The 23,990-nt window shown below is 53.6% G+C and carries 24 protein-coding genes; 12 read left to right on the top strand and 12 right to left on the bottom strand.

The genetic code is table 11. The annotated features are described in order from the left end of the window. Positions 1 to 16: 16 nt before the first annotated feature. The 5 genes from PU683_RS01580 to trmL all read left to right on the top strand — a co-directional run bounded on the left by PU683_RS01580 (position 17) and on the right by trmL (position 4,787). Entirely contained in the window at positions 17 to 379 is a 363-nt protein-coding gene (locus tag PU683_RS01580) for a YibL family ribosome-associated protein (protein ID WP_277169793.1), read from the top strand. 259 nt (positions 380 to 638) lie between these two features. After that, positions 639 to 2,294 (top strand): L-lactate permease, encoded by a 1,656-nt coding sequence (gene lldP, locus PU683_RS01575; protein ID WP_277169792.1) that lies wholly within the window; start codon positions 639 to 641, stop codon positions 2,292 to 2,294. Then, positions 2,291 to 3,067, top strand: a complete 777-nt coding sequence (gene lldR, locus PU683_RS01570; protein ID WP_277169791.1) for a transcriptional regulator LldR — start codon at positions 2,291 to 2,293, stop codon at positions 3,065 to 3,067. The genes lldP and lldR overlap by 4 nt, the downstream gene beginning before the upstream one ends. Then, positions 3,064 to 4,251, top strand: coding sequence for an FMN-dependent L-lactate dehydrogenase LldD (lldD, locus tag PU683_RS01565; protein WP_277169790.1), 1,188 nt, complete (start codon positions 3,064 to 3,066; stop codon positions 4,249 to 4,251). The genes lldR and lldD overlap by 4 nt, the downstream gene beginning before the upstream one ends. A gap of 62 nt (positions 4,252 to 4,313) precedes the next feature. Continuing rightward, positions 4,314 to 4,787 (top strand): tRNA (uridine(34)/cytosine(34)/5-carboxymethylaminomethyluridine(34)-2'-O)-methyltransferase TrmL, encoded by a 474-nt coding sequence (gene trmL / locus PU683_RS01560; protein WP_277169789.1) that lies wholly within the window; start codon positions 4,314 to 4,316, stop codon positions 4,785 to 4,787. Between the two features lie 139 nt (positions 4,788 to 4,926). Here trmL and cysE read toward each other — a convergent pair whose 3' ends face one another. The 5 genes from cysE to PU683_RS01535 form a co-directional block, all read right to left on the bottom strand. Beyond that, entirely contained in the window at positions 4,927 to 5,748 is an 822-nt protein-coding gene (gene cysE, locus PU683_RS01555) for a serine O-acetyltransferase (RefSeq protein WP_042718667.1), read from the bottom strand. An 83-nt stretch (positions 5,749 to 5,831) separates the two neighbouring features. Beyond that, the gene (gpsA, locus tag PU683_RS01550) at positions 5,832 to 6,842 is read right to left on the bottom strand and encodes an NAD(P)H-dependent glycerol-3-phosphate dehydrogenase (protein WP_277169788.1); all 1,011 of its coding nucleotides are present in this window, start codon (positions 6,840 to 6,842) and stop codon (positions 5,832 to 5,834) included. Continuing rightward, on the bottom strand, positions 6,842 to 7,309 hold the full coding sequence (gene secB / locus PU683_RS01545; RefSeq protein ID WP_042718670.1) for a protein-export chaperone SecB: 468 nt from the start codon (positions 7,307 to 7,309) through the stop codon (positions 6,842 to 6,844). Before secB ends, gpsA begins: the two co-directional genes overlap by 1 nt. A 39-nt stretch (positions 7,310 to 7,348) precedes the next feature. Continuing rightward, positions 7,349 to 7,600, bottom strand: coding sequence for a glutaredoxin 3 (gene grxC, locus PU683_RS01540; protein WP_277169787.1), 252 nt, complete (start codon positions 7,598 to 7,600; stop codon positions 7,349 to 7,351). Between the two features lie 45 nt (positions 7,601 to 7,645). Next, positions 7,646 to 8,077 carry a rhodanese-like domain-containing protein gene (locus tag PU683_RS01535; RefSeq protein WP_042718673.1) on the bottom strand — a complete coding sequence of 144 codons (432 nt, stop codon included), beginning with the start codon at positions 8,075 to 8,077 and terminating at the stop codon, positions 7,646 to 7,648. A gap of 244 nt (positions 8,078 to 8,321) precedes the next feature. On the opposite strand from PU683_RS01535, the gene gpmM reads away from it, so the two are divergent. The 3 genes from gpmM to PU683_RS01520 are packed head-to-tail and all read left to right on the top strand — an operon-like array spanning position 8,322 to position 12,073. Further along, positions 8,322 to 9,866: a 2,3-bisphosphoglycerate-independent phosphoglycerate mutase gene (gpmM, locus tag PU683_RS01530; protein WP_277169786.1), complete on the top strand. Its 1,545-nt coding sequence runs from the start codon at positions 8,322 to 8,324 to the stop codon at positions 9,864 to 9,866. A gap of 9 nt (positions 9,867 to 9,875) precedes the next feature. Further along, the gene (envC, locus tag PU683_RS01525) at positions 9,876 to 11,141 is read left to right on the top strand and encodes a murein hydrolase activator EnvC (protein ID WP_277169785.1); all 1,266 of its coding nucleotides are present in this window, start codon (positions 9,876 to 9,878) and stop codon (positions 11,139 to 11,141) included. Between the two features lie 2 nt (positions 11,142 to 11,143). Further along, the gene (locus tag PU683_RS01520) at positions 11,144 to 12,073 is read left to right on the top strand and encodes a divergent polysaccharide deacetylase family protein (RefSeq protein ID WP_277169784.1); all 930 of its coding nucleotides are present in this window, start codon (positions 11,144 to 11,146) and stop codon (positions 12,071 to 12,073) included. 6 nt (positions 12,074 to 12,079) lie between these two features. Here the strand turns inward: PU683_RS01520 and PU683_RS01515 are convergent, their stop codons facing one another. The 3 genes from PU683_RS01515 to kbl all read right to left on the bottom strand — a co-directional run bounded on the left by PU683_RS01515 (position 12,080) and on the right by kbl (position 15,630). After that, positions 12,080 to 13,114: a glycosyltransferase gene (locus PU683_RS01515; RefSeq protein ID WP_277169783.1), complete on the bottom strand. Its 1,035-nt coding sequence runs from the start codon at positions 13,112 to 13,114 to the stop codon at positions 12,080 to 12,082. Positions 13,115 to 13,401: 287 nt separating this feature from the next. After that, positions 13,402 to 14,427, bottom strand: coding sequence for an L-threonine 3-dehydrogenase (gene tdh / locus PU683_RS01510; RefSeq protein ID WP_277169782.1), 1,026 nt, complete (start codon positions 14,425 to 14,427; stop codon positions 13,402 to 13,404). Between the two features lie 9 nt (positions 14,428 to 14,436). After that, on the bottom strand, positions 14,437 to 15,630 hold the full coding sequence (kbl, locus tag PU683_RS01505) for a glycine C-acetyltransferase (RefSeq protein ID WP_277169781.1): 1,194 nt from the start codon (positions 15,628 to 15,630) through the stop codon (positions 14,437 to 14,439). A gap of 214 nt (positions 15,631 to 15,844) precedes the next feature. On the opposite strand from kbl, the gene rfaD reads away from it, so the two are divergent. The 4 genes from rfaD to PU683_RS01485 are packed head-to-tail and all read left to right on the top strand — an operon-like array spanning position 15,845 to position 20,056. Continuing rightward, positions 15,845 to 16,777 carry an ADP-glyceromanno-heptose 6-epimerase gene (gene rfaD / locus PU683_RS01500; RefSeq protein WP_042718686.1) on the top strand — a complete coding sequence of 311 codons (933 nt, stop codon included), beginning with the start codon at positions 15,845 to 15,847 and terminating at the stop codon, positions 16,775 to 16,777. A 2-nt stretch (positions 16,778 to 16,779) separates the two neighbouring features. Continuing rightward, positions 16,780 to 17,826 (top strand): ADP-heptose--LPS heptosyltransferase RfaF, encoded by a 1,047-nt coding sequence (gene rfaF, locus PU683_RS01495; protein WP_277169780.1) that lies wholly within the window; start codon positions 16,780 to 16,782, stop codon positions 17,824 to 17,826. A gap of 3 nt (positions 17,827 to 17,829) precedes the next feature. Next, on the top strand, positions 17,830 to 18,789 hold the full coding sequence (gene rfaC / locus PU683_RS01490) for a lipopolysaccharide heptosyltransferase RfaC (RefSeq protein ID WP_277169779.1): 960 nt from the start codon (positions 17,830 to 17,832) through the stop codon (positions 18,787 to 18,789). A 10-nt stretch (positions 18,790 to 18,799) separates the two neighbouring features. Next, complete coding sequence (locus PU683_RS01485; RefSeq protein ID WP_277169778.1) at positions 18,800 to 20,056, top strand: O-antigen ligase family protein; 1,257 nt, start codon at positions 18,800 to 18,802, stop codon at positions 20,054 to 20,056. 34 nt (positions 20,057 to 20,090) lie between these two features. Here PU683_RS01485 and PU683_RS01480 read toward each other — a convergent pair whose 3' ends face one another. From PU683_RS01480 to PU683_RS01465, 4 genes are all read right to left on the bottom strand, one after another. Next, positions 20,091 to 21,173: a glycosyltransferase family 9 protein gene (locus PU683_RS01480; protein WP_277169777.1), complete on the bottom strand. Its 1,083-nt coding sequence runs from the start codon at positions 21,171 to 21,173 to the stop codon at positions 20,091 to 20,093. Between the two features lie 26 nt (positions 21,174 to 21,199). After that, the gene (waaZ, locus tag PU683_RS01475) at positions 21,200 to 22,057 is read right to left on the bottom strand and encodes a 3-deoxy-D-manno-oct-2-ulosonate III transferase WaaZ (protein ID WP_277169776.1); all 858 of its coding nucleotides are present in this window, start codon (positions 22,055 to 22,057) and stop codon (positions 21,200 to 21,202) included. 188 nt (positions 22,058 to 22,245) lie between these two features. Then, positions 22,246 to 22,944: a lipopolysaccharide core heptose(II) kinase RfaY gene (rfaY, locus tag PU683_RS01470; protein ID WP_277169775.1), complete on the bottom strand. Its 699-nt coding sequence runs from the start codon at positions 22,942 to 22,944 to the stop codon at positions 22,246 to 22,248. Positions 22,945 to 22,964: 20 nt separating this feature from the next. Then, positions 22,965 to 23,987, bottom strand: a complete 1,023-nt coding sequence (locus PU683_RS01465) for a glycosyltransferase family 8 protein (protein ID WP_277169774.1) — start codon at positions 23,985 to 23,987, stop codon at positions 22,965 to 22,967. Between the last annotated feature and the right edge of the window lie 3 nt (positions 23,988 to 23,990).

Here is a 23,990-nt window from a genome sequence, read left to right as displayed (position 1 = left end):
GAAGAAAATGCCTATCATGAAAGAAGTCGAAAAAAACGAAATTAAGCGTCTGAGCGACCGTCTCGACGCGATCCGCCACCAGCAGGCAGAGCTCTCTCTGGTTGACGCGGCTGAGAAGTACGCCGAACTGGAAAAAGAGAAGACTACGCTGGAGACCGAAATTGCCCGCCTGCGCGAACAGTACAGCCAGAAGCTGAGTAAAGAGGCGCAGAAACTGACGAAAATGCGCTATAGCCGCCCGATCACCAGGAAAGAGCAGGCCGATCTCGGCAAGCTGAAAAAAAGCGTGCGAGGGATTGTCGTGGTTCACCCGATGACGGCGCTGGGCCGCGAAATGGGCCTCGATGCGATGACCGGCTTCGCCAACACCGAATTCTGATATTCTCTCCGCCCCGCCTCTGCTGAGCGCGCGGGCGGTATTAATTGGCCCTACCAATTCCAGCCGCTTTTTCTCCGCGCTTCACAGTTCCATTAAATCCCTTCACAGCCCGATTGCCACGCCGCAACATTTGGATAACCATTCGTTATCACAAACCCTACACAACCGCATTGGCAGGACCACTTTTACAAAACCTGTGAGACAGAGCTAAGCAGAGACTTATCGCTCGCGGTTTTGCCGTGGTTCTCAGGAGACCTGCATGACGCTCTGGCAACAGAACTATGACCCGGCTGGCAACCTCTGGCTTTCCAGCCTCATCGCATCGCTTCCGATCCTGTTCTTCTTTTTCGCGCTGATAAAGCTCAAGCTGAAAGGCTACGTTGCGGCAAGCTGGACCGTCGTCATCGCCCTTGCCGTTGCGCTGCTGTTCTACAAAATGCCGGTGGATCGCGCGCTGGCGTCGGTGGTGTACGGCTTTTTCTATGGCCTGTGGCCCATCGCGTGGATCATCATCGCCGCCGTCTTTGTCTATAAGATCTCTGTCAAAACCGGCCAGTTCGACATTATTCGCTCGTCGATTCTCTCCATTACGCCAGACCAGCGTTTGCAGATGCTGATTGTCGGCTTCTCGTTTGGCGCGTTTCTGGAAGGGGCCGCCGGGTTTGGCGCGCCGGTAGCGATCACCGCCGCCCTGCTGGTCGGTCTGGGCTTTAACCCGCTCTATGCCGCCGGGCTGTGCCTGATTGTCAACACCGCGCCGGTTGCCTTCGGTGCGATGGGTATTCCGATTCTGGTTGCCGGCCAGGTGACCGGGCTGGACAGCTTCGAAATCGGCCAGATGGTGGGCCGCCAGCTCCCCTTCCTGACCATTATCGTGCTCTTCTGGATCATGGCGATTATGGATGGCTGGCGCGGGGTGAAAGAGACCTGGCCTGCGGTGGTCGTTGCCGGTGGCTCGTTCGCCATTGCGCAGTATCTCAGCTCTAACTTTATCGGCCCGGAACTGCCGGACATCATCTCCTCTCTGGTGTCGCTGGTCTGCCTGACGCTGTTCCTCAAGCGCTGGAAGCCGGTGCGCATTTTCCGCTTTGGCGATATGGGCGCGTCGCAGGTCGATCTCGATTTATCCCGCACCCAATACAGCGCCGGGCAGATCCTGCGCGCCTGGTCACCCTTCCTGTTCCTGACGGCGACCGTCACGCTATGGAGTGTTCCTCCCTTTAAAGCGCTCTTTGCGCCGGGTGGCGCGCTCTACGACTGGGTGTTTAATATCTCCGTTCCGCACCTTGATAAGCTGGTGGCGCGCATGCCGCCAGTGGTGAACGCCGCCACGCCGTATGCGGCGGTCTATAAGTTCGACTGGTTCTCTGCCACCGGCACCGCCATTCTCTTTGCGGCAATCCTGTCGATTGTGTGGCTGAAGATGAAACCGAAGGATGCCATCACCACCTTCGCCGGTACGCTGAAAGAGCTGGCGTTGCCTGTCTACTCTATCGGTATGGTGCTGGCCTTCGCCTTTATCTCCAACTACTCCGGCCTGTCGTCGACGCTGGCGTTAGCGCTGGCGCATACCGGCAGCGCATTTACCTTTTTCTCGCCGTTCCTCGGCTGGCTGGGGGTCTTTTTAACCGGCTCCGATACCTCATCAAACGCGCTGTTTGCCGCGCTGCAAGCCACCGCCGCGCAGCAGATTGGCGTTTCGGATGTGCTGATGGTGGCGGCTAACACCACCGGCGGCGTCACCGGCAAGATGATCTCGCCGCAGTCCATCGCTATCGCCTGTGCGGCGGTGGGTCTGGTGGGCAAAGAGTCCGATCTCTTCCGCTTTACCGTGAAACATAGCCTGATATTCACCTGTATGGTCGGCGTGATCACCACCCTGCAGGCCTATGTGCTGACCTGGATGATCCCATGAATGCCTTTCCCAGACGCCTGGCTGACGAGGTCGCCGACCGCGTGCGGGCGTTAATTACAGAACAACAGCTGGAAGCGGGCATGAAGCTGCCTGCCGAGCGCCAGCTTGCCGTGCAGCTTGGTGTGTCGCGCAACTCCTTACGCGAAGCGCTGGCAAAGCTGGTCAGCGAAGGGGTGTTGCTGAGCCGCCGCGGCGGCGGAACCTTTGTGCGCTGGCAGCACGAGGCCTGGTCGGAACAGAATATCGTTCAGCCGCTGAAACCGCTGCTCAATGACGACCCCGATTATAGCTTTGACATTCTCGAAGCCCGCCACGCGATTGAGGCCAGCACTGCCTGGCATGCGGCGATGCGCGCCACCGAAGCCGATAAAGAGAAAATCGTGCTCTGCTTTGAGGCGTCGCAGTCCGATGACCCGGATCTCGCTTCGCAGGCGGATGTGCGTTTCCATCTGGCGATCGCCGAGGCCTCGCACAATGTGGTGCTGCTGCAAACCATGCGCGGTTTCTTCGACCTGTTGCAATCCTCGGTTAAGCAGAGCCGCCAGCGTATGTACCTTGTTCCGCCGGTTTTCGCCCGGCTTACGGAGCAACACCGCACGGTGATGAACGCCATTCTTGCCGGCGATGCCGAAGGCGCGCGTCAGGCGATGATGGCGCACCTTGCGTTCGTCCACACGACTATTCGCCAGTTTGACGAAGACCGGGCCCGCCAGGCGCGCATAACCCGTCTGCCCGACGAGCAACTGATTCATTTAAGGGAGAAAAAAGCATGATTATTTCCGCAGCCAGCGACTATCGCGCCGCGGCAAAACGCACTCTGCCGCCGTTCCTGTTTCACTATATCGACGGGGGCGCGTACGCCGAATATACCCTGCGCCGCAATGTCGAGGATTTATCGCAGGTCGCGCTCCGCCAGCGGGTGCTGAAGAATATGTCCGACCTCAGCCTTGAGACCACGCTGTTCAAGGAGCAGCTCTCGATGCCGGTGGCGCTGGCACCCGTCGGGCTGTGCGGCATGTATGCGCGACGCGGTGAAGTGCAGGCCGCCGGGGCGGCAGATGCCAAAGGTATCCCCTTTACCCTGTCGACTGTCTCCGTCTGCCCGATTGAAGAGGTGGCGCCAACTATTAAGCGCCCGATGTGGTTCCAGCTCTACGTGCTGCGCGATCGCGGATTCATGCGCAATGCGCTGGAGCGGGCAAAAGCGGCGGGCTGTTCCACGCTGGTCTTTACCGTCGATATGCCGACGCCCGGCGCGCGCTATCGCGATGCGCACTCCGGGATGAGCGGGCCGAACGCCGCCCTGCGCCGCTACTGGCAGTCAGTGATGCATCCGCAGTGGGCGTGGGATGTGGGCATCAATGGCCGTCCACACGACCTGGGCAATATCTCTGCGTACCTCGGTAAGCCAACCGGGCTGGAGGATTATATTGGCTGGCTGGCGAACAACTTCGATCCCTCTATCTCCTGGAAGGACCTGGAGTGGATCCGCGAATTCTGGGATGGCCCGATGGTGATCAAAGGGATCCTCGATCCGGAGGATGCCCGCGACGCGGTGCGCTTTGGCGCGGATGGGATTGTCGTCTCTAACCACGGCGGTCGCCAGCTTGATGGCGTGCTCTCCTCAGCGCGCGCGCTGCCGGCAATTGCCGATGCGGTGAAGGGAGATATTGCCATCCTCGCCGATAGCGGGATTCGTAACGGCCTTGATGTGGTGCGGATGATTGCACTCGGCGCAGACACCGTTCTGCTTGGCCGCGCCTATCTCTATGCGCTGGCGACACATGGCCGACGGGGTGTGGCAAACCTGCTGGATCTGATTGAAAAAGAGATGCGCGTGGCCATGACGCTGACCGGCGCGAAATCGATTCGCGAAATCAGTAAAGCGTCGCTGGTGCAGGCGCAGAGCGAGGTTCCGGCGGCGCTGGCCCCCCTGTCGCACGGCGATGCAGCGTAGTAAAAAAGACTCTCCCCGCCCAGGGGAGAGTGCTATCCTGCCCCCGCTATTAAGGGGGCTGCATGCTAAACATTGTCTTATTTGAACCTGAGATCCCGCCCAATACCGGGAATATTATCCGCCTGTGCGCTAACACCGGCTTTCGTCTGCATATCATCGAGCCGATGGGTTTTACCTGGGACGATAAGCGCCTGCGCCGCGCAGGGCTGGATTACCACGAATTTACCGCCGTGCAGCGCCACGCCGATTACGACGCCTTTCTGGCTGTCGCTCAGCCTCAGCGCCTGTTTGCGCTGACCACCAAAGGGACGCCCGCGCACAGCGCCGTGTCGTTTGCGGATGGGGATTATTTAATGTTCGGCCCGGAAACCCGCGGCCTGCCCGCCACCCTTCTTGATGCGCTGCCGCCGGAGCAGAAGATCCGTATTCCGATGATGCCGGACAGCCGCAGCATGAACCTGTCTAATGCGGTGTCGGTGGTGGTGTATGAAGCCTGGCGCCAGCTCGGTTATCCCGGCGCGGTGTTGCGCAGCTAGTGGGTGAGTTGGGGCGGCATTGCCGGATGGCGGCTGCGCCTTATCCGGCCTACGGGTAGCGCGTTAACCTACCACGCTTTCTGGCGTTATTGGCGAAAATAGATGTAGGCCGGATAAGCGCAGCGCCATCCGGCATTTTTCAAATACCGTCGCCGTATTCAAATCCGTGATTGGCTCCGTTGAAATGCTGATCCATATCCATCGCTGGTTTATCGCTCTCCGGCTTGCCGACAATGCGCGCCGGAACGCCTGCGGCGGTGGTGTGCGGCGGCACGGGCTGCAACACTACGGAACCGGCCCCGATTTTCGCGCCGCGCCCCACTTCGATATTGCCGAGGATCTTCGCCCCCGCGCCAATCATCACCCCTTCACGGATCTTCGGATGGCGATCGCCGCTGGTTTTGCCGGTCCCGCCGAGGGTAACCGACTGCAGAATCGACACATCATCTTCGATAACCGCCGTTTCACCCACCACAATGCCGGTGGCGTGGTCGAGCATGATGCCACGCCCGATGGTGGCTGCCGGGTGAATATCCACCTGGAAGCTCACCGAGACCTGGTTTTGCAGAAAAATCGCCAGCGCCTGGCGGCCCTGCGTCCACAGCCAGTGACCAATACGGTGCGCCTGCAGGGCGTGAAAGCCTTTCAGGTAGAGCAGCGGCGTTGAGTATTTATCTACCGCCGGGTCGCGGGTGCGGACAGCCTGGATATCGCAGGCGGCGGAGGCGATCATCTCCGGGTCTGCGGCGTAGGCCTCTTCCACCACTTCACGAATGGCGATGGCGGGCATAATGGGCGATGCCAGCTTGTTCGCCAGCATATAGCTCAGGGCGCTACCGAGGTTTTCATGCTTGAGTAAGGTTGCGTGATAAAAACTGGCCAGCATCGGTTCACAGTCCGCCAGCGCGCGGGCTTCGGCTTTGATATTTTTCCAGACCAGATCCAGTTCTTCACACGGCATTGCTTACTCCAGACGAAATAAAAGCAAGGCCGGACTCAGCCAGCCTTGACGTGATAGTGATGAGAATCCCTGCGATTAGCCGCTTATTGCTCATCCTTGCGAGCGCGGCCTAACAGCGTTAATGCTGCCTCGCGCGCATTTTTTCCGCAATACAATACCTGATAAATTTCCTCGGTTATTGGCATCTCGACGCCGAACCGGTGCGCCAGCGCGCGCACTTCTTTGGTATTGCGATAGCCCTCAACCACCTGGCCTATCTTCTCCTGCGCGCCTTCGACATCCATGCCCTGACCGAGCATCATGCCAAAACGGCGATTGCGCGACTGATTGTCGGTACAGGTCAGCACCAGATCGCCCAGCCCCGCCATGCCCATAAAGGTGGCAGGATCGGCGCCCAGCGCCGCGCCAAGCCGCGACATCTCCGTCAGGCCACGCGTGATGAGCGCCGTGCGCGCATTCGCGCCAAAGCCGATGCCATCAGACATGCCCGCGCCAATCGCAATCACGTTCTTCACCGCGCCACCAAGCTGCACACCGATGAAGTCCGGGTTGCTGTAGACGCGCAGGCTTTTGCCGCAGTGCAGTAACTGCTGCAGATCGTCGGCAAACTGCGGGTCGGTGGAGGCTAAAGAGATTGCCGTCGGCAGCCCTGCCGCCAGCTCTTTGGCGAACGTCGGGCCGGAGATCACCGCCAGCGGAATGGAGGAGCCTAAGACTTCACGCGCCACGTCCTGTAACAGACGCCCGGTTTCCGCCTCCAGCCCTTTTGTCGCCCAGACAATGCGCGCATCGCTACGCATCAGCGGTTTGATCTGCGCCAGCACTTCGCCAAAGACGTGGCTCGGCACAACGACCAGAATGTCGCGGCTGGCAGCCAGCGCACGGGCAAGATCGCTCTCAAGCACAAGCGTGTCGGGGAAAGGTACATCGGGAAGGAACGCAACGTTGCAGCGGTCGCGTTGCAGCGTCGCGATATGTTTCGGGTCATGGCCCCACAGCACAACCGAGTGGCCATTTCTTGCCAGCGTGATGGCAAGAGCGGTGCCGTAAGAGCCGGCACCGATCACAGTCATTGCAGCATTAAGTGCGTTCATCAGGCATCCTGATGTTGTTCGGCACCTTCGCCAGTCTGCTGTTGCAGGTAGTTCATGAACAGCGCATCAAAGTTGACCGGCGCAAGGTTCAGTTGCGGGAATGTACCGCGGGAAACCAGGCTGGTGATGCACTCACGGGCATACGGGAACAGGATGTTCGGGCAGTATGCGCCCAGGCAGTGCGCCATCTGGGTGCCTTCGATACCGTCGATAGAGAAGATTCCGCCCTGCTGTACTTCGCACAGGAAGCCGGTCTCTTCGCCCAGTGAGGCGGTTACGGTTACGCGCAGAACCACTTCATACACGCCGTCCGCCAGCTGCGTTGACGCGGTGTCGAGGTCCAGTTTGACTTCCGGCTGCCACTCTTTCTGAAAGATGTGCGGCGCATTCGGCGCTTCGAAAGAGATATCTTTCGTGTAGATACGCTGAATCTGGAAAGTCATTTCGGTGTTGTTTAGCTCAGACATGAATAAGTAACCCTTAAGTGTTGTAGTGCTTAGAAAGCATTAACGTAACAGCGGATCCAATCCGCCACGCGCATCCAGCGCAAATAAATCGTCGCAGCCGCCGATATGCTGCGCATCAATAAAGATCTGCGGAACCGTGGTACGGCCACTACGTTGAATCATCTCTTCACGTTTTACCATGTCGCCGTCGATCGGCAGCTCGGCAAAATCAACGCCTTTGCTGCTCAGCAGCGCTTTTGCACGGTGGCAAAACGGGCAGGTTGCTTTGGTGTAGATCTCAATATTGGCCATATCTCTTCTCCTGTTTTACCCGTGAGCCAAAGCCCACCGGGTAAATTATTTACCGCGTACTAACGGCAGATTTTCGCCGACCCAGCCGGAGACGCCGTCTTTGAGCACAAAGACTTTCTCGAAACCGGCTTTTACCAGCTCGTTTGCCGGGGTCTGCGCCTGCAGGCCGGTACCGTCTACAACAATAATCGGCGTGCTTTTACGTTTTTCAAGCTCACCTACATTATTGGCTTTGATCTCGCCTGGCAGCAAATTCACCGCGCCGGCGATATGACCTTTACGGAAATCATCGCGCTGACGTAAGTCCACAACCACCGCATCTTCTTTGTTGATGAGGCGCGTGGCTTCGCCACGGGAAATCACTTTCACTTTCGACGCGACGCCTTTGAAGGTCGTGTATAACACCGCGGCGAACAACGCAAGCCAGCCGATACAGAGTATCGGGTTGCGTCCAATAAATTGCATAATTTCTTGCATCTGGGGTAACAGCTCCCGACTAAGTGATTAAAAACCAGCAAGGAGTATACCTGCGCAGTTGGGCAAATACAGCCAGCGAGCGCGATGGATTGCATTTTCTGCGGCGTGTTACGAAAAAAATAAACAAAGCGATGCAAAACGCCCCCTCGCGCACCCCCTTTCTTTGATCTTCTGCGGCTATTTGATCGATTCAGCTGTAGTAAAATTACGCAAATTTTTATCTTCAGAGCATGAGGTTGTCGCAATGTCGGTTTCAAAAAAACCTATGGTACTGGTGATTCTTGATGGCTACGGCTATCGCGAAGATCAGCAAGATAACGCCATTTTTAATGCTAAAACCCCGGTGATGGATAGCCTGTGGGCCAACCGTCCGCACACCCTGATTGATGCTTCCGGCCTGGAAGTGGGGCTGCCGGATCGCCAGATGGGCAACTCCGAGGTAGGGCACGTTAATCTTGGTGCCGGGCGTATTGTTTACCAGGACTTAACCCGTCTGGACGTTGAAATTAAAGCGCGCACCTTCTTCACCAACCCGGTGCTGCGCGGCGCGGTGGATAACGCAGTTAGCGCGGGCAAAGCGGTGCACATTATGGGCCTGCTCTCCGCGGGCGGCGTTCACAGCCATGAAGACCACATTATGGCGATGGTCGAGCTGGCCGCTGAACGCGGCGCAGAGAAAATCTACCTGCACGCCTTCCTCGATGGCCGCGATACGCCGCCGCGCAGCGCTGAATCCTCGCTGAAAAAGTTTGAAGAGAAATTCGCGGCCCTCGGTAAAGGCCGCGTGGCTTCCCTTATTGGCCGTTACTTCGCCATGGATCGTGATAACCGCTGGGATCGCGTTGAGCAGGCATACGACCTGATGACGCAGGCCAAGGGGGAGTTTATCTTCGACAGCGCCGTTGCCGGGCTGCAAGCCGCTTACGCTCGCGACGAAAACGATGAGTTTGTGAAAGCGACAGTAATTCGCGCCGCCGGTCAGGCCACTGCAGCAATGGAAGATGGCGACGCACTGATTTTCATGAACTTCCGCGCCGACCGCGCCCGCGAAATCACTCGTGCCTTTGTCAACGCCGATTTTGACGGCTTCCCGCGCAAGAAAGTGGTTAAGCTCGATTTCGTCATGCTGACCGAATACGCCGCTGATATCAAAACCGCCGTGGCCTACCCGCCGACCTCTCTTGCCAACACCCTTGGCGAGTGGATGGCGAAGAAAAAACGCACCCAGCTGCGTATCTCCGAAACGGAGAAGTATGCGCATGTCACCTTCTTCTTTAATGGTGGCGTTGAAGAGCCATTCCCGGGCGAAGAGCGCATCCTCATCAACTCTCCGAAAGTTGCCACTTACGATTTGCAGCCGGAGATGAGCTCCGCTGAGCTGACGGAAAAACTGGTCGCCGCCATTACCAGCGGCAAATACGACACCATCATCTGTAACTACCCGAATGGCGATATGGTTGGCCATACCGGCGTGTTTGATGCCGCTGTCGCCGCGGTGGAAGCGCTGGATAACTGCATTGCACAGGTCACCCGCGCCGTTGAATCCGTTGGCGGGCAACTGCTGATTACCGCCGACCATGGTAATGCGGAGCAGATGCGCGATCCGTCAACCGGCCAGGCGCATACAGCGCACACCAATCTGCCGGTTCCGCTGATTTATGTGGGTGACAAAACGGTGAAAGCGCTATCCGGCGGCAAACTTTCCGACATCGCGCCAACCATGCTGTCGCTGATGGGCGAGGAAATCCCGCAAGAGATGACTGGTAAGCCGCTGTTCATCGTGGAATAATCGCTCCCCATGAGGGGAAAGGCGATTTTTTCAATTACATGGGTCGGGCTCCGACCTCTGCTCTGCGCCAGCGCACTCAGCGCTGGCGCATTGCTGTGCGCCGTTCCCGCCCACGCGGATGACCGCGATCAGCTCAAATCCATCCAGGCCGATATCGCCGCCAAAGAGCGCGCAGTTCGCCAACAGCAGCAGCAGCGCGCAGGCCTGCTCGCGCAGCTGAAGGCGCAGGAGGAGGCCATCTCCGCCGCCGCCCGCCAGCTGCATGAAACCGAAAACACGCTGGCCGTACTCAATAAACAGATTGATGAGATGAATGCCTCCATCGCCAAACTGGAGCGTCAGCGTGCGTCGCAGGAGCGCAATCTCGCCGCACAGCTTGATGCCGCGTTTCGCCAGGGCGAGCACAGCGGTATCCAGTTCCTGTTGAGCGGTGAAGAGAGCCAGCGCGGGCAACGTTTGCAGGCTTACTTTGGTTATCTCAACCAGGCGCGCCAGGAGACCATCGCGCAGCTTAAGCAGACGCGCGAAGAGGTCGCCTCGCAAAAGGCCGATCTGGAAGAGAAGCAGAGCCAGCAGCAGACCCTGCTCTATGAGCAGCAGGCGCAGCAGGCGAAGCTGGAGCAGGCGCGAAACGAGCGTAAAAAGACCCTCGCCGGGCTTGAGTCCTCTATTCAGGAAGGTCAGCAGCAGCTAAGCGAGATGCGCGCCAACGAATCGCGTCTGCGCGATCGCCTTGCCCGTGCGGAAGCGGCAGCAAAAGCCCGCGCCGAGCGCGAAGCCCGGGAAGCGCAGGCGGTGCGCGAGCGGCAGAACGAGGCCAGCCGCAAAGGCACCACCTATAAGCCAACCGAGAGCGAGCGCTCGCTGATGTCCCGCACCGGCGGCTTAGGCTCACCAGCAGGCCGCGCGATGTGGCCGGTTCGCGGCCCGTTACTCCATCGCTATGGCGAACAGCTGCAGGGTGAGCTACGGTGGAAAGGGATTGTTATCGGTGCGTCTGAAGGCAGCGAAGTCAAAGCCATCGCCGACGGGCGCGTGATCCTCGCCGACTGGCTGCAGGGCTATGGCCTGGTGGTTGTCGTTGAGCACGGCAAAGGCGATATGAGCCTTTATGGTTATAACCAAAGCGCCCTCGTCAGCGTCGGTGCGCAGGTGCGCGCAGGCCAGCCGATAGCTCTCGTCGGGAGCAGTGGCGGTCAGGGCCGGCCTTCACTCTATTTTGAAATTCGCCGTCAGGGCCAGGCGGTCAATCCACAGCCGTGGTTGGGAAGATAGGTTTGCTTCAACTTCGCCGCATCGTGATCACTCTTGCCAGCGTGCTGGCGCTCTCCTCGCCGGTGTTTGCCGGCAAACTGGCCATCGTTATCGACGATTTTGGCTACCGCCCCCAGACAGAAAACCAGGTGCTGGCCATGCCGCAGGCGGTCTCTGTCGCGGTGTTGCCAAATGCCACGCACGCCCGCGACATGGCGACCAAAGCGCACAATAGCGGCCACGAAGTGCTGATCCACCTGCCGATGGCACCGCTCAGCAAACAGCCGCTGGAAAAAGATACCCTGCGCCCGGAGATGGGCAGCGCAGAGATTGAGCGCATTATCAGTGACGCCGTGAATAAGGTGCCTTATGCCGTCGGGTTGAATAACCATATGGGCAGCGCCATGACCTCCAGTCTGTTTGGCATGCAGAAAGTGATGCAGGCACTGGAGCGCTATAACCTCTACTTCCTCGACAGCATGACCATCGGCAACAGTCAGTCGATGCGCGCAGCATCCGGCACCGGTGTAAAAGTGATTAAGCGCAAAGTGTTCCTCGACGACACGCAGAATGAGGGAGATATCCGCCGTCAGTTTGACCGTGCCGTCGCGCTCGCGCGCCGTAATGGCTCGGCAATCGCCATCGGACACCCGCATCCGGCGACCGTGCGCGTGTTGCAGCAGGCGCTGGCAAACTTACCCTCTGACATTACGCTGGTGCGCCCGAGCGACCTGCTTCATGAGCCGCAGGTGGACAACTCCACGCCAGCTAAACCTGACGCGCCGCAGCAGACGCCACGTAACCCGTTCCGCGGCGCGAAGGTGTGTAAAGCGAAGCAGAAGCCAGAGCCGGTCAATGCCAGCCGCTTCTTTAGCGTGGTGGGAGAGAGCATCAGCGAAAGTACGCTGGTACAGTACTTCCAGCACCAGTGGCAGGGCTGGGGCCGGAAGTAAGCTGTGCTAGTAGATTTTTACCGCTTTACGGGCAAGACGATAGTGAGACATCGTCTTGTCCCGCCATTTGTACAGACGAAGTGACCACAGCAGCGCCTGATAAGCGAGTTTAGGGCTGCGGACATTAGTGACCATTCGTTTAAACATTCCCGATGCATATATTTCGGCAATCATGCGCTTGCGAATTATTTCATCCGGTTCTTTTCGCACCGCATGGCATACGCGGAGTGCTTCATAAGTAATTTGTTGATGGAATTCGGGATATATTGTAATACGGCCCGCGTAATCACGATTTAATTTCTCCAGCAGGCGCGTAATTTTCATGTAATGACGCTGATAGGCGAGGTTTTTTAACCCCTGGCGCTTCAGACGACTGACCGAGCAGCCGTGGAGAAAATATTTATATAACGATTGTTCGGTATAACGCACACGTTTGGCGTTATACATAAATTCGGTGCTCCAGATAATATCCTGGTGATGCAGTCCGGGAATAAATTCAATACGATTTTGCTTAATCACATCGTGGCGATAAACCCCCATCCACACCACATGCGTCCAGCGGCGGCTTGCCAGCGCCATTCTTAACCAGTCAGGCCCGCTAAGCACGCCGGTGGAGCGAATACGATCCAGCGGAATGGATTGCCAGGTGCTGCCGTTCTGCCGATCGCACCAGTCTGAGTTACACTGCGCGACATCAAGATTGTCTTCCAGCGCCATTTTCATCAGCGTTTCATACATTTGCGGATAGACAATATCATCGGCATCGACAAACGCGACGTATTCACCTGTGGCATAGGTTAAGCCACGATTACGCGCCACCGAGGCACCGGCATTACACTGGTGAACAAGCTGAATATGTGGGTACTTCTTTGCGTAACGCTCTGCTATTTCAGCAGAATTATCGGTTGAACCATCATTGACGATGATGATTTCAAGCGCCGTCCAGGTTTGCGCTAACAGGGATTCCATGCAAGGTACAAAGTCATCGCCCGCATTATAGAGGGGGATAATAACGCTAAGCTTACCAGGGCTATTCATCATTAATTACCTGATTCATTGTCATTACAGTGACTATTTTTAAATTGTTTTAATTAAGAAAAAATTAAGGTCGGGCTGATTGATTAGGTAAATTCTCAGACAGAGTGTTTGCGATTAAGTTTCATCACTGATGCGAACTAAGATTATTCAGAGTAGCCAGGAGAGTTAAAGGGCGTAATAAGAGTATGGCGTAATTGCGAAGAATTTATGACACTGACAAAATTTTACATTGGATAATATTTTTTGAGATTTTTCGTAAAAAAAAGGGCCATTGTTTGGCCCTTATTATTTTAATCCCAGCTCAGCACTACTTTGCCGGATTGTCCCGAACGCATCGCGTCAAAGCCCTGCTGGAATTCATCAATCCCGAAGCGGTGAGTGATGATCGGTGAGAGATCGAGGCCAGACTGGATCAGCGCCGCCATTTTGTACCAGGTTTCGAACATCTCACGGCCATAAATCCCTTTGATAAACAGCCCTTTGAAGATAACCTTGTTCCAGTCGATCGACATTTCCGAAGGCGGAATACCGAGCATCGCAATGCGTCCGCCGTGGTTCATGGTGTCGAGCATAGTACGGAACGCCGCAGGCGCGCCGGACATCTCCAGACCGACGTCAAACCCTTCCGTCATCCCTAATTCCGCCATCACCTCGGTGAGGCTCTCTTTAGCAACATTTACCGCGCGCGTCACGCCCATTTTGCGTGCCAGCTCAAGACGGTATTCGTTCACATCGGTAATCACCACATGGCGTGCGCCAACGTGTTTCGCGACCGCGGCCGCCATGATGCCGATGGGGCCTGCGCCGGAGACCAGCACATCTTCGCCCACCAGATCGAAGGAGAGCGCCGTATGTACAGCGTTACCGAACGGGTCGAAAATTGACGCCAGCTCGTCAGGGATATTGTCCGGGATCTTGAAGGCGTTAAAGGCCGGGATCACCAGATACTCGGCAAAACAGCCCGGGCGATTGACGCCCACGCCGACGGTATTGCGGCATAAATGGGTGCGACCCGCGCGGCAGTTACGGCAGTGGCCGCAGGTAATATGCCCTTCGCCGGAGACGCGATCGCCGATTTTAAAGCCTTTCACTTCCTGACCGATGCCAACCACTTCACCCACATATTCATGACCGACCACCATCGGTACTGGAATGGTTTTTTGCGACCACTCATCCCAGTTATAGATATGAACATCGGTACCGCAAATCGCGGTTTTGCGGATCTTAATCAGCAGATCGTTGTGCCCCACTTCCGGTTCCGGCACATCGGTCATCCAGATGCCCTCTTCCGCTTTCAGTTTGGATAACGCTTTCATTTCACGTCCTCAGATCACACCCAGTTGTTTACCAATGCGGGTAAAGGCTGCTACCGCGCGTTCAATTTGTTCAGGCGTATGGGCCGCCGACATCTGTGTACGAATGCGCGCCTGGCCTTTCGGCACGACCGGGAAGAAGAAGCCCGTGACGTAAATGCCCTCTTTTTGCAGCTCGCGGGCAAAGTTTTGCGCCACCACGGCATCGCCAAGCATCACCGGAATAATGGCGTGATCGGCGCCTGCCAGCGTAAAGCCCGCGGCGCTCATCTGCTCGCGGAACAGACGGGCGTTGGCCCACAGGCGATCGCGCAATTCGCCGCCCGACTCCAGCATCTCCAGTACTTTGATCGATGCGCTGACAATCGCTGGGGCCAGTGAATTGGAGAAGAGATAAGGGCGCGAGCGCTGACGCAGCCACTCCACCACCTCTTTACGCGCGGCGGTATAACCGCCCGACGCCCCGCCGAGCGCTTTGCCCAGCGTGCCGGTAATGATGTCGACACGGCCCATCACGTCGCAATATTCGTGCGTTCCGCGACCGTTTGCGCCAACAAACCCGACAGCGTGGGAATCATCTACCATCACCAGCGCATCATATTTATCCGCCAGGTCGCAGACGCCCTGCAGGTTGGCGATCACACCATCCATCGAGAAGACGCCATCGGTGGCAATCAGCACGTGGCGGGCACCCGCTTCACGCGCCTCCTGCAGGCGGGCTTCCAGCTCCTGCATGTCATTGTTCGCGTAACGATAGCGCTTCGCTTTACACAGACGCACGCCGTCAATGATGGAGGCATGGTTGAGGGCATCAGAAATGATGGCATCTTCCGCGCCGAGCAGCGTTTCAAATAGCCCGCCGTTCGCATCGAAGCAGGAAGAGTAAAGGATGGAGTCTTCCATGCCGAGGAAGTCGGCCAGCTTCTTCTCCAGCGCTTTGTGGCTATCCTGTGTGCCGCAGATAAAGCGCACTGAGGCCATACCGAAACCGTGGCTATCCATACCGGCTTTCGCGGCGGCAATCAACTCCGGATGGTTGGCGAGGCCAAGATAGTTGTTGGCGCAGAAGTTGATGACGTGGCTACCATTCGCCACGGTGATATCAGCCTGCTGCGCTGACGTGATAATGCGTTCCTCTTTGAACAATCCTTCCGCACGTGCGGTTTGCAGATCGTTCGTTAACTGTTGATAAAAATCCCCACGCATCGCAATTCTCCAGACTGGGCAAATTTCGGCACATATTACCCAAAGCTATACGCTGATACGAGATGACGCTTCACTGCTTATCCATTTTGCAGCATAAATCACGCATAGCCCTCCGCTTTCCCGGGGAATGGCTGAAGGGTCAGCAATGTGATGGTATGATAAAGTTATTCGTGTCTGAGATAGTCTCAACGCTTCATTTTGCAAAGGTACAGTTATGATCATCGTCACTGGCGGCGCGGGTTTTATCGGCAGCAATATCGTTAAAGCTCTGAATGACAAAGGCATCACCGATATCCTGGTGGTGGACAACCTGAAAGACGGCACAAAGTTTGTCAATCTGGTCGACTTGCATATCGCCGACTATATGGATAAAGAGGATTTTCTGATCCAGATTATGTCTGGCGAAGAGTTCGGCGAGATTGAAGCGGTATTCCATGAAGGTGCGTGCTCCTCCACCACCGAGTGGGATGGCAAGTATATGATGGAGAACAACTATCAGTACTCCAAAGAGCTGCTGCACTACTGCCTGGAGCGCGAAATTCCCTTTCTGTATGCCTCCTCCGCCGCCACTTACGGCGGCCGCACCTCGGACTTTATTGAATCGCGCGAATATGAGAAGCCGCTGAATGTCTACGGCTACTCGAAAATGTTGTTCGACGAGTACGTGCGCGGCATTCTGCCGGAAGCGAACTCGCCGATTGTCGGCTTCCGCTATTTCAACGTCTATGGCCCGCGTGAAGGGCACAAAGGCAGCATGGCGAGCGTCGCTTTCCATCTCAACACCCAGCTGAACAACGGCGAGAGCCCGAAGCTGTTCGAAGGCAGCGACAACTTTAAACGCGATTTCGTCTATGTCGGCGATGTGGCGGCAGTCAATCTCTGGTTCTGGGAAAACGGTGTCTCCGGCATCTTCAACCTCGGCACCGGCCGCGCGGAGTCCTTCCAGGCCGTGGCGGATGCCACGCTCGCCTTCCATAAAAAAGGCAGCATTGAGTACATTCCGTTCCCGGACAAGCTGAAAGGCCGCTATCAGGCGTTTACGCAGGCCGATCTCACCAACCTGCGCGCTGCGGGCTACGATAAGCCGTTTAAAACCGTGGCTGAGGGCGTGAGCGAATATATGGCCTGGCTGAACCGCGACGCGTAAGTATGAAAATTCTGGTCATTGGACCCTCCTGGGTGGGCGACATGATGATGTCGCAGAGTCTCTACCGCACGCTAAAGGCGCGCTTTCCCCAGGCGATAATCGATGTGATGGCACCCGCGTGGTGCCGTCCGCTTTTATCGCGCATGCCGGAAGTCAATGAAGCGATCCCGATGCCGCTCGGTCACGGCGCGCTGGAGATTGGCGCACGCCGTAAGCTGGGACACAGCCTGCGCGACCGGCGTTACGATCGCGCCTATGTGCTGCCTAACTCCTTTAAATCCGCGCTGGTCCCCTTCTTTGCCGGCATTCCGCACCGTACCGGCTGGCGCGGCGAAATGCGCTATGGCGTGCTTAACGACGCGCGAGTGCTGGATAAGCAAGCCTGGCCGCTGATGGTCGAGCGTTATGTCGCGCTGGCGTATGACAAAGGCGTGATGCGCTCGGCGAAAGATCTGCCTCAGCCGCTGTTATGGCCGCAGCTACAGGTCAGTGAGAGTGAGAAGCTGCAGGTTTGCGCAACCTTCGATCTCGCTTCTGAACGTCCGATGATCGGATTTTGTCCCGGTGCAGAGTTTGGCCCGGCGAAACGCTGGCCCCACTATCACTACGCCGAGCTGGCGAAACAGCTTATTGATGAAGGCTATCAGGTGCTGCTGTTCGGCTCAGCAAAAGATCACGATGCGGGTAATCAGATTCTGACCGCGTTGAGCGTTGAGCAACAAGCGTGGTGCCGCAACCTGGCGGGAGAAACGCAGCTGGAACAAGCCGTGGTGCTGATTGCCGCCTGTAAAGCGGTGGTGAGTAATGACTCAGGCTTGATGCACGTCGCCGCCGCACTCGATCGCCCACTGGTTGCGCTCTATGGCCCAAGCAGCCCCGATTTCACGCCGCCGCTCTCTCACAAAGCGCGCGTGATTCGCTTAATCACTGGCTACCATAAAGTGCGCAAAGGCGATGCCGCTGAAGGGTATCACCAGAGCCTGATCGATATTACGCCGCAGCGCGTGCTGGATGAGTTGAATGGTTTGTTGCTGGCAGCAGAAGGATAAGCGATGCGGGTCTTGATTGTGAAAACCTCGTCAATGGGCGATGTGCTGCATACGCTGCCCGCGCTGACCGATGCCGCGCACGCCATTCCAGGCATCCGTTTTGATTGGGTCGTAGAAGAGGGTTTCGCCCAGATCCCCTCATGGCATCCAGCGGTTGATCGCATTATCCCAGTGGCTATCCGCCGCTGGCGCAAAGCCTGGTTTTCCGCGCCTGTTACGGCAGAGCGCCAGGCGTTCCGCAGTGCGCTGAAGGAGAGGCAGTACGACGCCATTATTGACGCGCAGGGCCTGGTGAAGAGTGCCGCGCTGGTCACCCGGCTGGCGCATGGCGTGAAACATGGCATGGACTGGCACTCTGCGCGCGAACCGCTGGCGAGCCTGTTCTACAACCGACGTCACCCTATTTCGAAACAGCAACACGCGGTTGAGCGTACGCGTGAGCTCTTTGCGAAAAGTCTTGGCTATGCCAAACCGCAGGCTCAGGGAGATTACGCGATTGCGCAACATTTTATGTCCAGCGCTGCGCCAGTCTCCTCCTATGCCGTCTTTTTACATGCCACTACGCGAGATGATAAACACTGGCCGGAAAGCCACTGGCGCGCATTAATTGGCCAGCTTAACGGAAGCGGTTTGCAGATAAAGCTTCCCTGGGGAGCCCCTCATGAAGAGGCACGTGCAAAGCGCTTAGCGGAAGGGTTTGATTACGTTGAAGTGCTGCCGAAGATGAGTCTTGAGAAGGTCGCGCAGACACTGGCTGGCGCAAAATTCGTGGTATCAGTGGATACGGGCCTTAGTCATTTGACAGCGGCGCTGGATCGACCAAATGTCACATTATATGGCCCAACCGATCCCGGACTTATTGGTGGGTATGGAAAAAATCAGCATATATGCCGCGCGGATGATGGCGACTTAGCCCATCTCAGCGCAGACACCGTTTTTAATGAGATAACCTGTTTAGCGTAAAGGAAAGTGAATGCCAGACTCTATGAGTGCGCAAACCTGGAAGGGGCGAAGTGAAAAAGCCGCCTCCGTTATGGAATATGGTACGTTTATTTTGAGCGCCGCGACACTGCTCGTAGCGATGATTAATAATAATTTGAGCATGAAGTTATTTAATATCTGCGCAATTCTCGCAATATTAACGCTTATTCTCAAAGGAAGGTCATCAAATATAGACTGGAAGATTTTCGCCCTGCCTGCGTCCATTCTCTTTATTGGCATCATCGATCTTATCTGGTACAAGCTTTTTAAAGTTAATAACTCTCCCTTCCAGGCGACGTACCATAACTACATCAATACCGTGCGGGTCTTTATTTTCGGCTTCTTCATCATATTGCTGGCCGCCACGACAAAAATTAAGTACAAGAGCAGCGTGCTGCTTTATCTTCTCTACTCCGTTTCTTTTATTATTCTGGGCTATGCTCTCTACCAGAAATTTTCCATCGGTATGGACAGGATTGACTTTGGTATAGGCTCGTCGACGGGCGCTGCTTACTCAATTATGCTGGTTGGACTGATCAGCGCGGTATCCATTTTGTATACCCCTAAAAGTCATCCATTTTTATTTGTGCTGAACACGATAATGGTTTTTGCTGCTCTGGTGATGACGCAGACCCGCTCATCCATTTTGGTGTTCCCGGTAATCTGCTGCATAACGATCATTACTTATTATCTTAAAAATCCGAAAAAACTTTTCCTGGGAATTTGTGGTTTCTTAACATTAATGATTGTTCTTGGTCTTGTGTTCAGCCAGTCCATTGCCACTCGATACGATGCGGCCATAAATGACATAAACTTATATCAGCAGGGTAACGGTGATACCTCTCTCGGTGCCCGATTTGCGATGTACGAATCTGGTATGACTCTCTTTAAGGAAGCTCCGTTAAAATGGCGCTCCGCAGAAGAACGATCGCAGGGGGTTGAAAATTTAATCGCAAAAAATAAAACATTAAGTTCTGCGATGATATATATAAACGTTCATCTGCATAACGAAATTATTGAAAATGCCTCACTTAAAGGCATAGTTGGCGTAATATCTGTACTTTGTTTTTATATCGCTCTACTTTTTTCCGCTTACTACTATCGCGCGCTTGGGCTATTTGCTTTTACCCTTGCCATCATTGGTTCCGGATTAAGCGACGTACTTATTTGGGCGAGAAGCGTGCCAATTATCATTATCTGTGGCCTGACTCTTCTTTTACTCTTCAATAAGATTCGTAGCTCGCAATAGCATGATGAAACAATGGCCACCGCGTGTGGCCATTTTATTGCGCAGCACTCAACTTGCAGGTCATCAGGCTTTCTAGCCCGTCAATTAACGTACGCGCATCGATATCTGCGACAAAATGCGTGGGCGAGATAATTTGCTGCGCAGACTCATTATTCGGCGACCAAATCAACGGCGATGGATACTCTGCAGTACGCGCCTGAGGATAGAGCGCCAGCAACGGCCGGTTAAAGGCTGAAGCGATATGCACCAGCGCGGTGTCGACGGATACAACATATTTGCTCAGCTTCGTTAACGCTACAGTATAGATAAAGTCAGGATAGGGCAGCGTTTCAATATTGCTTACAGGGATGGAGGATAAGTCGTTCGGATGGCCTGTATAGATAATTCTCAGGCCAGGATAGTGCTGTGCAAGCCAGCCGTGGATAAGCACCATCTGTTCAGATGAAAGACGGCAAATCTTCTTGGCACCCAGCGGATTGATAATAATAACGTCAGACGATCCCACGAACGCGCTTACCGCCTCTTCGACATCAGCCGGAATGGCGATATCGTAACGATAATCATCGTCGGCATCGCAGCCGAAAATCTCCTGCACAATGACGTTTGTGCGTGAAGACATATGTTCATTAAGCAATTCGTCATGTGGGTTATAACGCGAGTAATAGCGCTTATACCATTTATCAAATCCCAGCACGTAGGAATCCCGGAAACCCGAGAGCAGTAGCGCATGACCAAAACAGGGAAACGTTTCGAAAGGATCCAGGATAATATCGAACTGGCGTTCGCTTAACTGGCGACGAAGTTTAAGCGTTTCAGCCAGGCTGTTTGATTTTTTTATAAACAGCTGTTCGATATGCGGGTGCCCTTTGAGAAAAGCGTGCCCCGTGCCGCAAGAGAGTATCGATAAGGCGATCTCTTTTCTGGCCAGTATTCGGTAAAGCGCACTGAGAACAATCAGATCGCCAATCTTACTGTTGTCATGAATCAACAGGCAGCTTTTTACGCTTTTGCTGTCTACATCGGGTCCTCTTCTGTTTTTTAAGAGCAAAGAGAGGAAATTAATTTTTATTTTATTAATTAAATGCTTTTTCTTCTTGTGAAAGGTTCCAAGGCGCATTTTTCTTACCAAAAAGGTTTTTGCCACTAGTTAGCAAAGGTGTTGGCTTTGCGTTCGAAATCAATTTTTTCATGCAACTCATGACTGTTTTTATAATGATTTTTTTCAAGTTCTTCGGGTTGAATGAAAGGAATGATGTCGTAACTAATTGCAGTGTCATCCGAAAGATTATAGATATTAATATCTGGAATGTTTGCTCGCATAAAAATAAAGAAAGGTAAAATCTTTGGCAGATCTTTACTCAATTCAGATGGCATCGGATTACTGCTTTCGTCGTAAAAGCGGCGGCAGTTATTGGTAAGATCCAGACCGGAGCAGATAATTGCGCTGTATTGTAAGGAATAGGCAATTTGAATCGCGGTATAAGCGACCGTATGGCATGAACAGTAACCCAGCGCAATATCTTTACTGAAGCCAACCAGACGCCCCTTTTTAGACCAGGGGATGTTAATCAGTAGATTTTTATGCAGACGACTTTTCATCAGGAATTTTACCTTTTTAACTGCCCCACCTTTTTCTCGTTTGTAGAAGGCACGCAGTATCAGGCAATTTTCACGAAGGTAGCGCTTATCCTCCTCCGTTGCCGCCTCGTAAACATCTGCATTAACAATGGTAAAACGGCTGTTGCGGCTGAACTGGTAAAAATCATCACGTCGCTGCAGCAAGAAACGGGCATCCGTCAAAACGTAAATTAACGGATTAATATCATTCTCGATTAAATAAGCGGCAGAGCCGTTTACCGCGATAATATCCCGATTGCGAAGAATTGATAATGGCGTCTTCTTTGAAGTTGGCCCAGAGAGAAAGATAACCACGTCATCTGAAGACTTGTGCCTTTTCAATCGTTCAACACATGCATGTGTAATATATTTAATATTTTTCATAATAAACCTGTTGGGATTAACACATATTACCGTTTCAGACTAACAATATGCTTATCTTTAATAATACGGGCCAACCATATTACTTTAGGTGGTGCCTCACTTCTCCCACCACCTTTCTGCTTGCTGTGCTTACCACTATTAAGTTTTCTGCACGCGATGTAGAAGCAACCCGAAACCATCTCATGTTTTCAGCGAACCGGCTTACCTTTTATCTTACGAACAAAATTACGCAATTTTTTCTTATAAATAAACTGGTAATAGCCAAGATCTTTGACGCCATTAACAATACCATAATGCCGCTCCAGGTCGATGCGGTCTTTCGCTTTACGTATGCGGGACGGCGATTTCCCGGACAAATCGATGATGCGAACCTCACCGTTTTGTATGATAAAGTTACCCTTATGCGGATCGCCTGAAACCATACCATTTTGATGTAACTCATCTATTGATAGTTTAATTTTTTCTTTCAGGTCATCATCAATAGTAGTGAAGTCTGCTAACTCAATGCCATCAATATATTCGATTAACATAATATAGGAGTGAGCGAAGCGAAATGTCTTTTTAGCAGCCAGCAGGTAAAAATCATTTATCGCGTCAGCACCATTTGCCCTGATGCGTTCAGTCTGATGAAACAGAGCTTCATAGTAATCGCCTTTGAAAATAGACTTGAGAAAACGTTCGGTCTTTTTCTGTTTTGGCGCGAAGACTTTTAAAATATACTTGCCATATTCTGTATTGATTAGTAAAACCTTGGTGTCATCAATACTGCGAAAAATCTTTATCACATCGAGATTATAATCCATAAAATCTTTAAAGATTTTCAGGTATTTTTCACCACCTTTTTTGGTGAAAACAACATAATCTCTAACTTGATATTTGTCACTCATAAATTTGACCAGCTATTATTTTATTTTGAATGTAAAGAATATTTTCTCAAAAGATATAAAAAACCTGCTTTGATACCTGCCATGTATTTATGTTGCACCAGGAGATGTTTATATCGCTTCTTAAACTCTATAAATGTCCTTGCGTCACGCGGCGGCTGATCTTTCCAGGGCGATGCAGCTAGCGCAGTTTGGTAATAAACGGTTGATGGATACGTCGCCCATTTATGCCAGGGTTTTGTGGCCCCCGTATAGTGTATTAATACGGTTTCATCCGAGATAATATTCTTGAAATTTTGGTGAGTATGATCTTTTAGCTCACTTTTAATGGTGTAAATTGTATTAAATTTGCCCGACAGAAAATGGACTTTATCTTTCAGTAATACATTAAGCACATCCTGATCCGGATACTTAAATTCGATGCCGCGATTATCTTTATTGAGTAGAATAGAGAACGCCTGATTAGTGAGATCGTTTTTCACCCACTCTTTAAGGTTGGCAAACACCACGCCTGAGTTAAAATAATTGTTGCGGATATCCGGATCTTTTAATCTCTCAACAGCTTTACTTTGCATCGAATCAACATCCCTGACAACCGCAGCTGCAACGTTATCAAGGTTACATTCAGCCAGTTCATCGAGCTTACCTTTGCAAAAAACGTCAGCATCCAGATAAAGTAACTTATCAAAGCTATTGCTGAAGTATTCAAAGGCGAACAATCTGAAATACATGGCGCGCGACCATATTTTAGTGCTCGGTAGGTCGCTCAGACATCCAGCATTAATCAAATATAAGCTTATGCTGATTGAATACTTCTCAGCCAGAACCGCGATTCGTTTCAGGAAATAGTCATCATACTCATCTGAAATGATGTGATAATTAATATTGATACTGTTATTGATGACAATCGACGTTATTGATACGCCTACCCAATCAAGATAGTTGCGATCAATTCCATAGGCGATGTTTAAAGCATTGGTCGTTATCTCTTTGCTATGATCAAAAACTTCAAATTCAGAAATTTTAATACCTGGAAATGAGTCCACTGC

It is taken from the genome of Candidatus Kosakonia sp. 282A-S69, from assembly GCF_029433855.1.
Taxonomy (GTDB): domain Bacteria; phylum Pseudomonadota; class Gammaproteobacteria; order Enterobacterales; family Enterobacteriaceae; genus Kosakonia; species Kosakonia cowanii_A.
The sequence above is the reverse complement of the archived record's forward strand: the minus strand, read 5'-3'. Positions and strand labels throughout refer to the sequence as shown.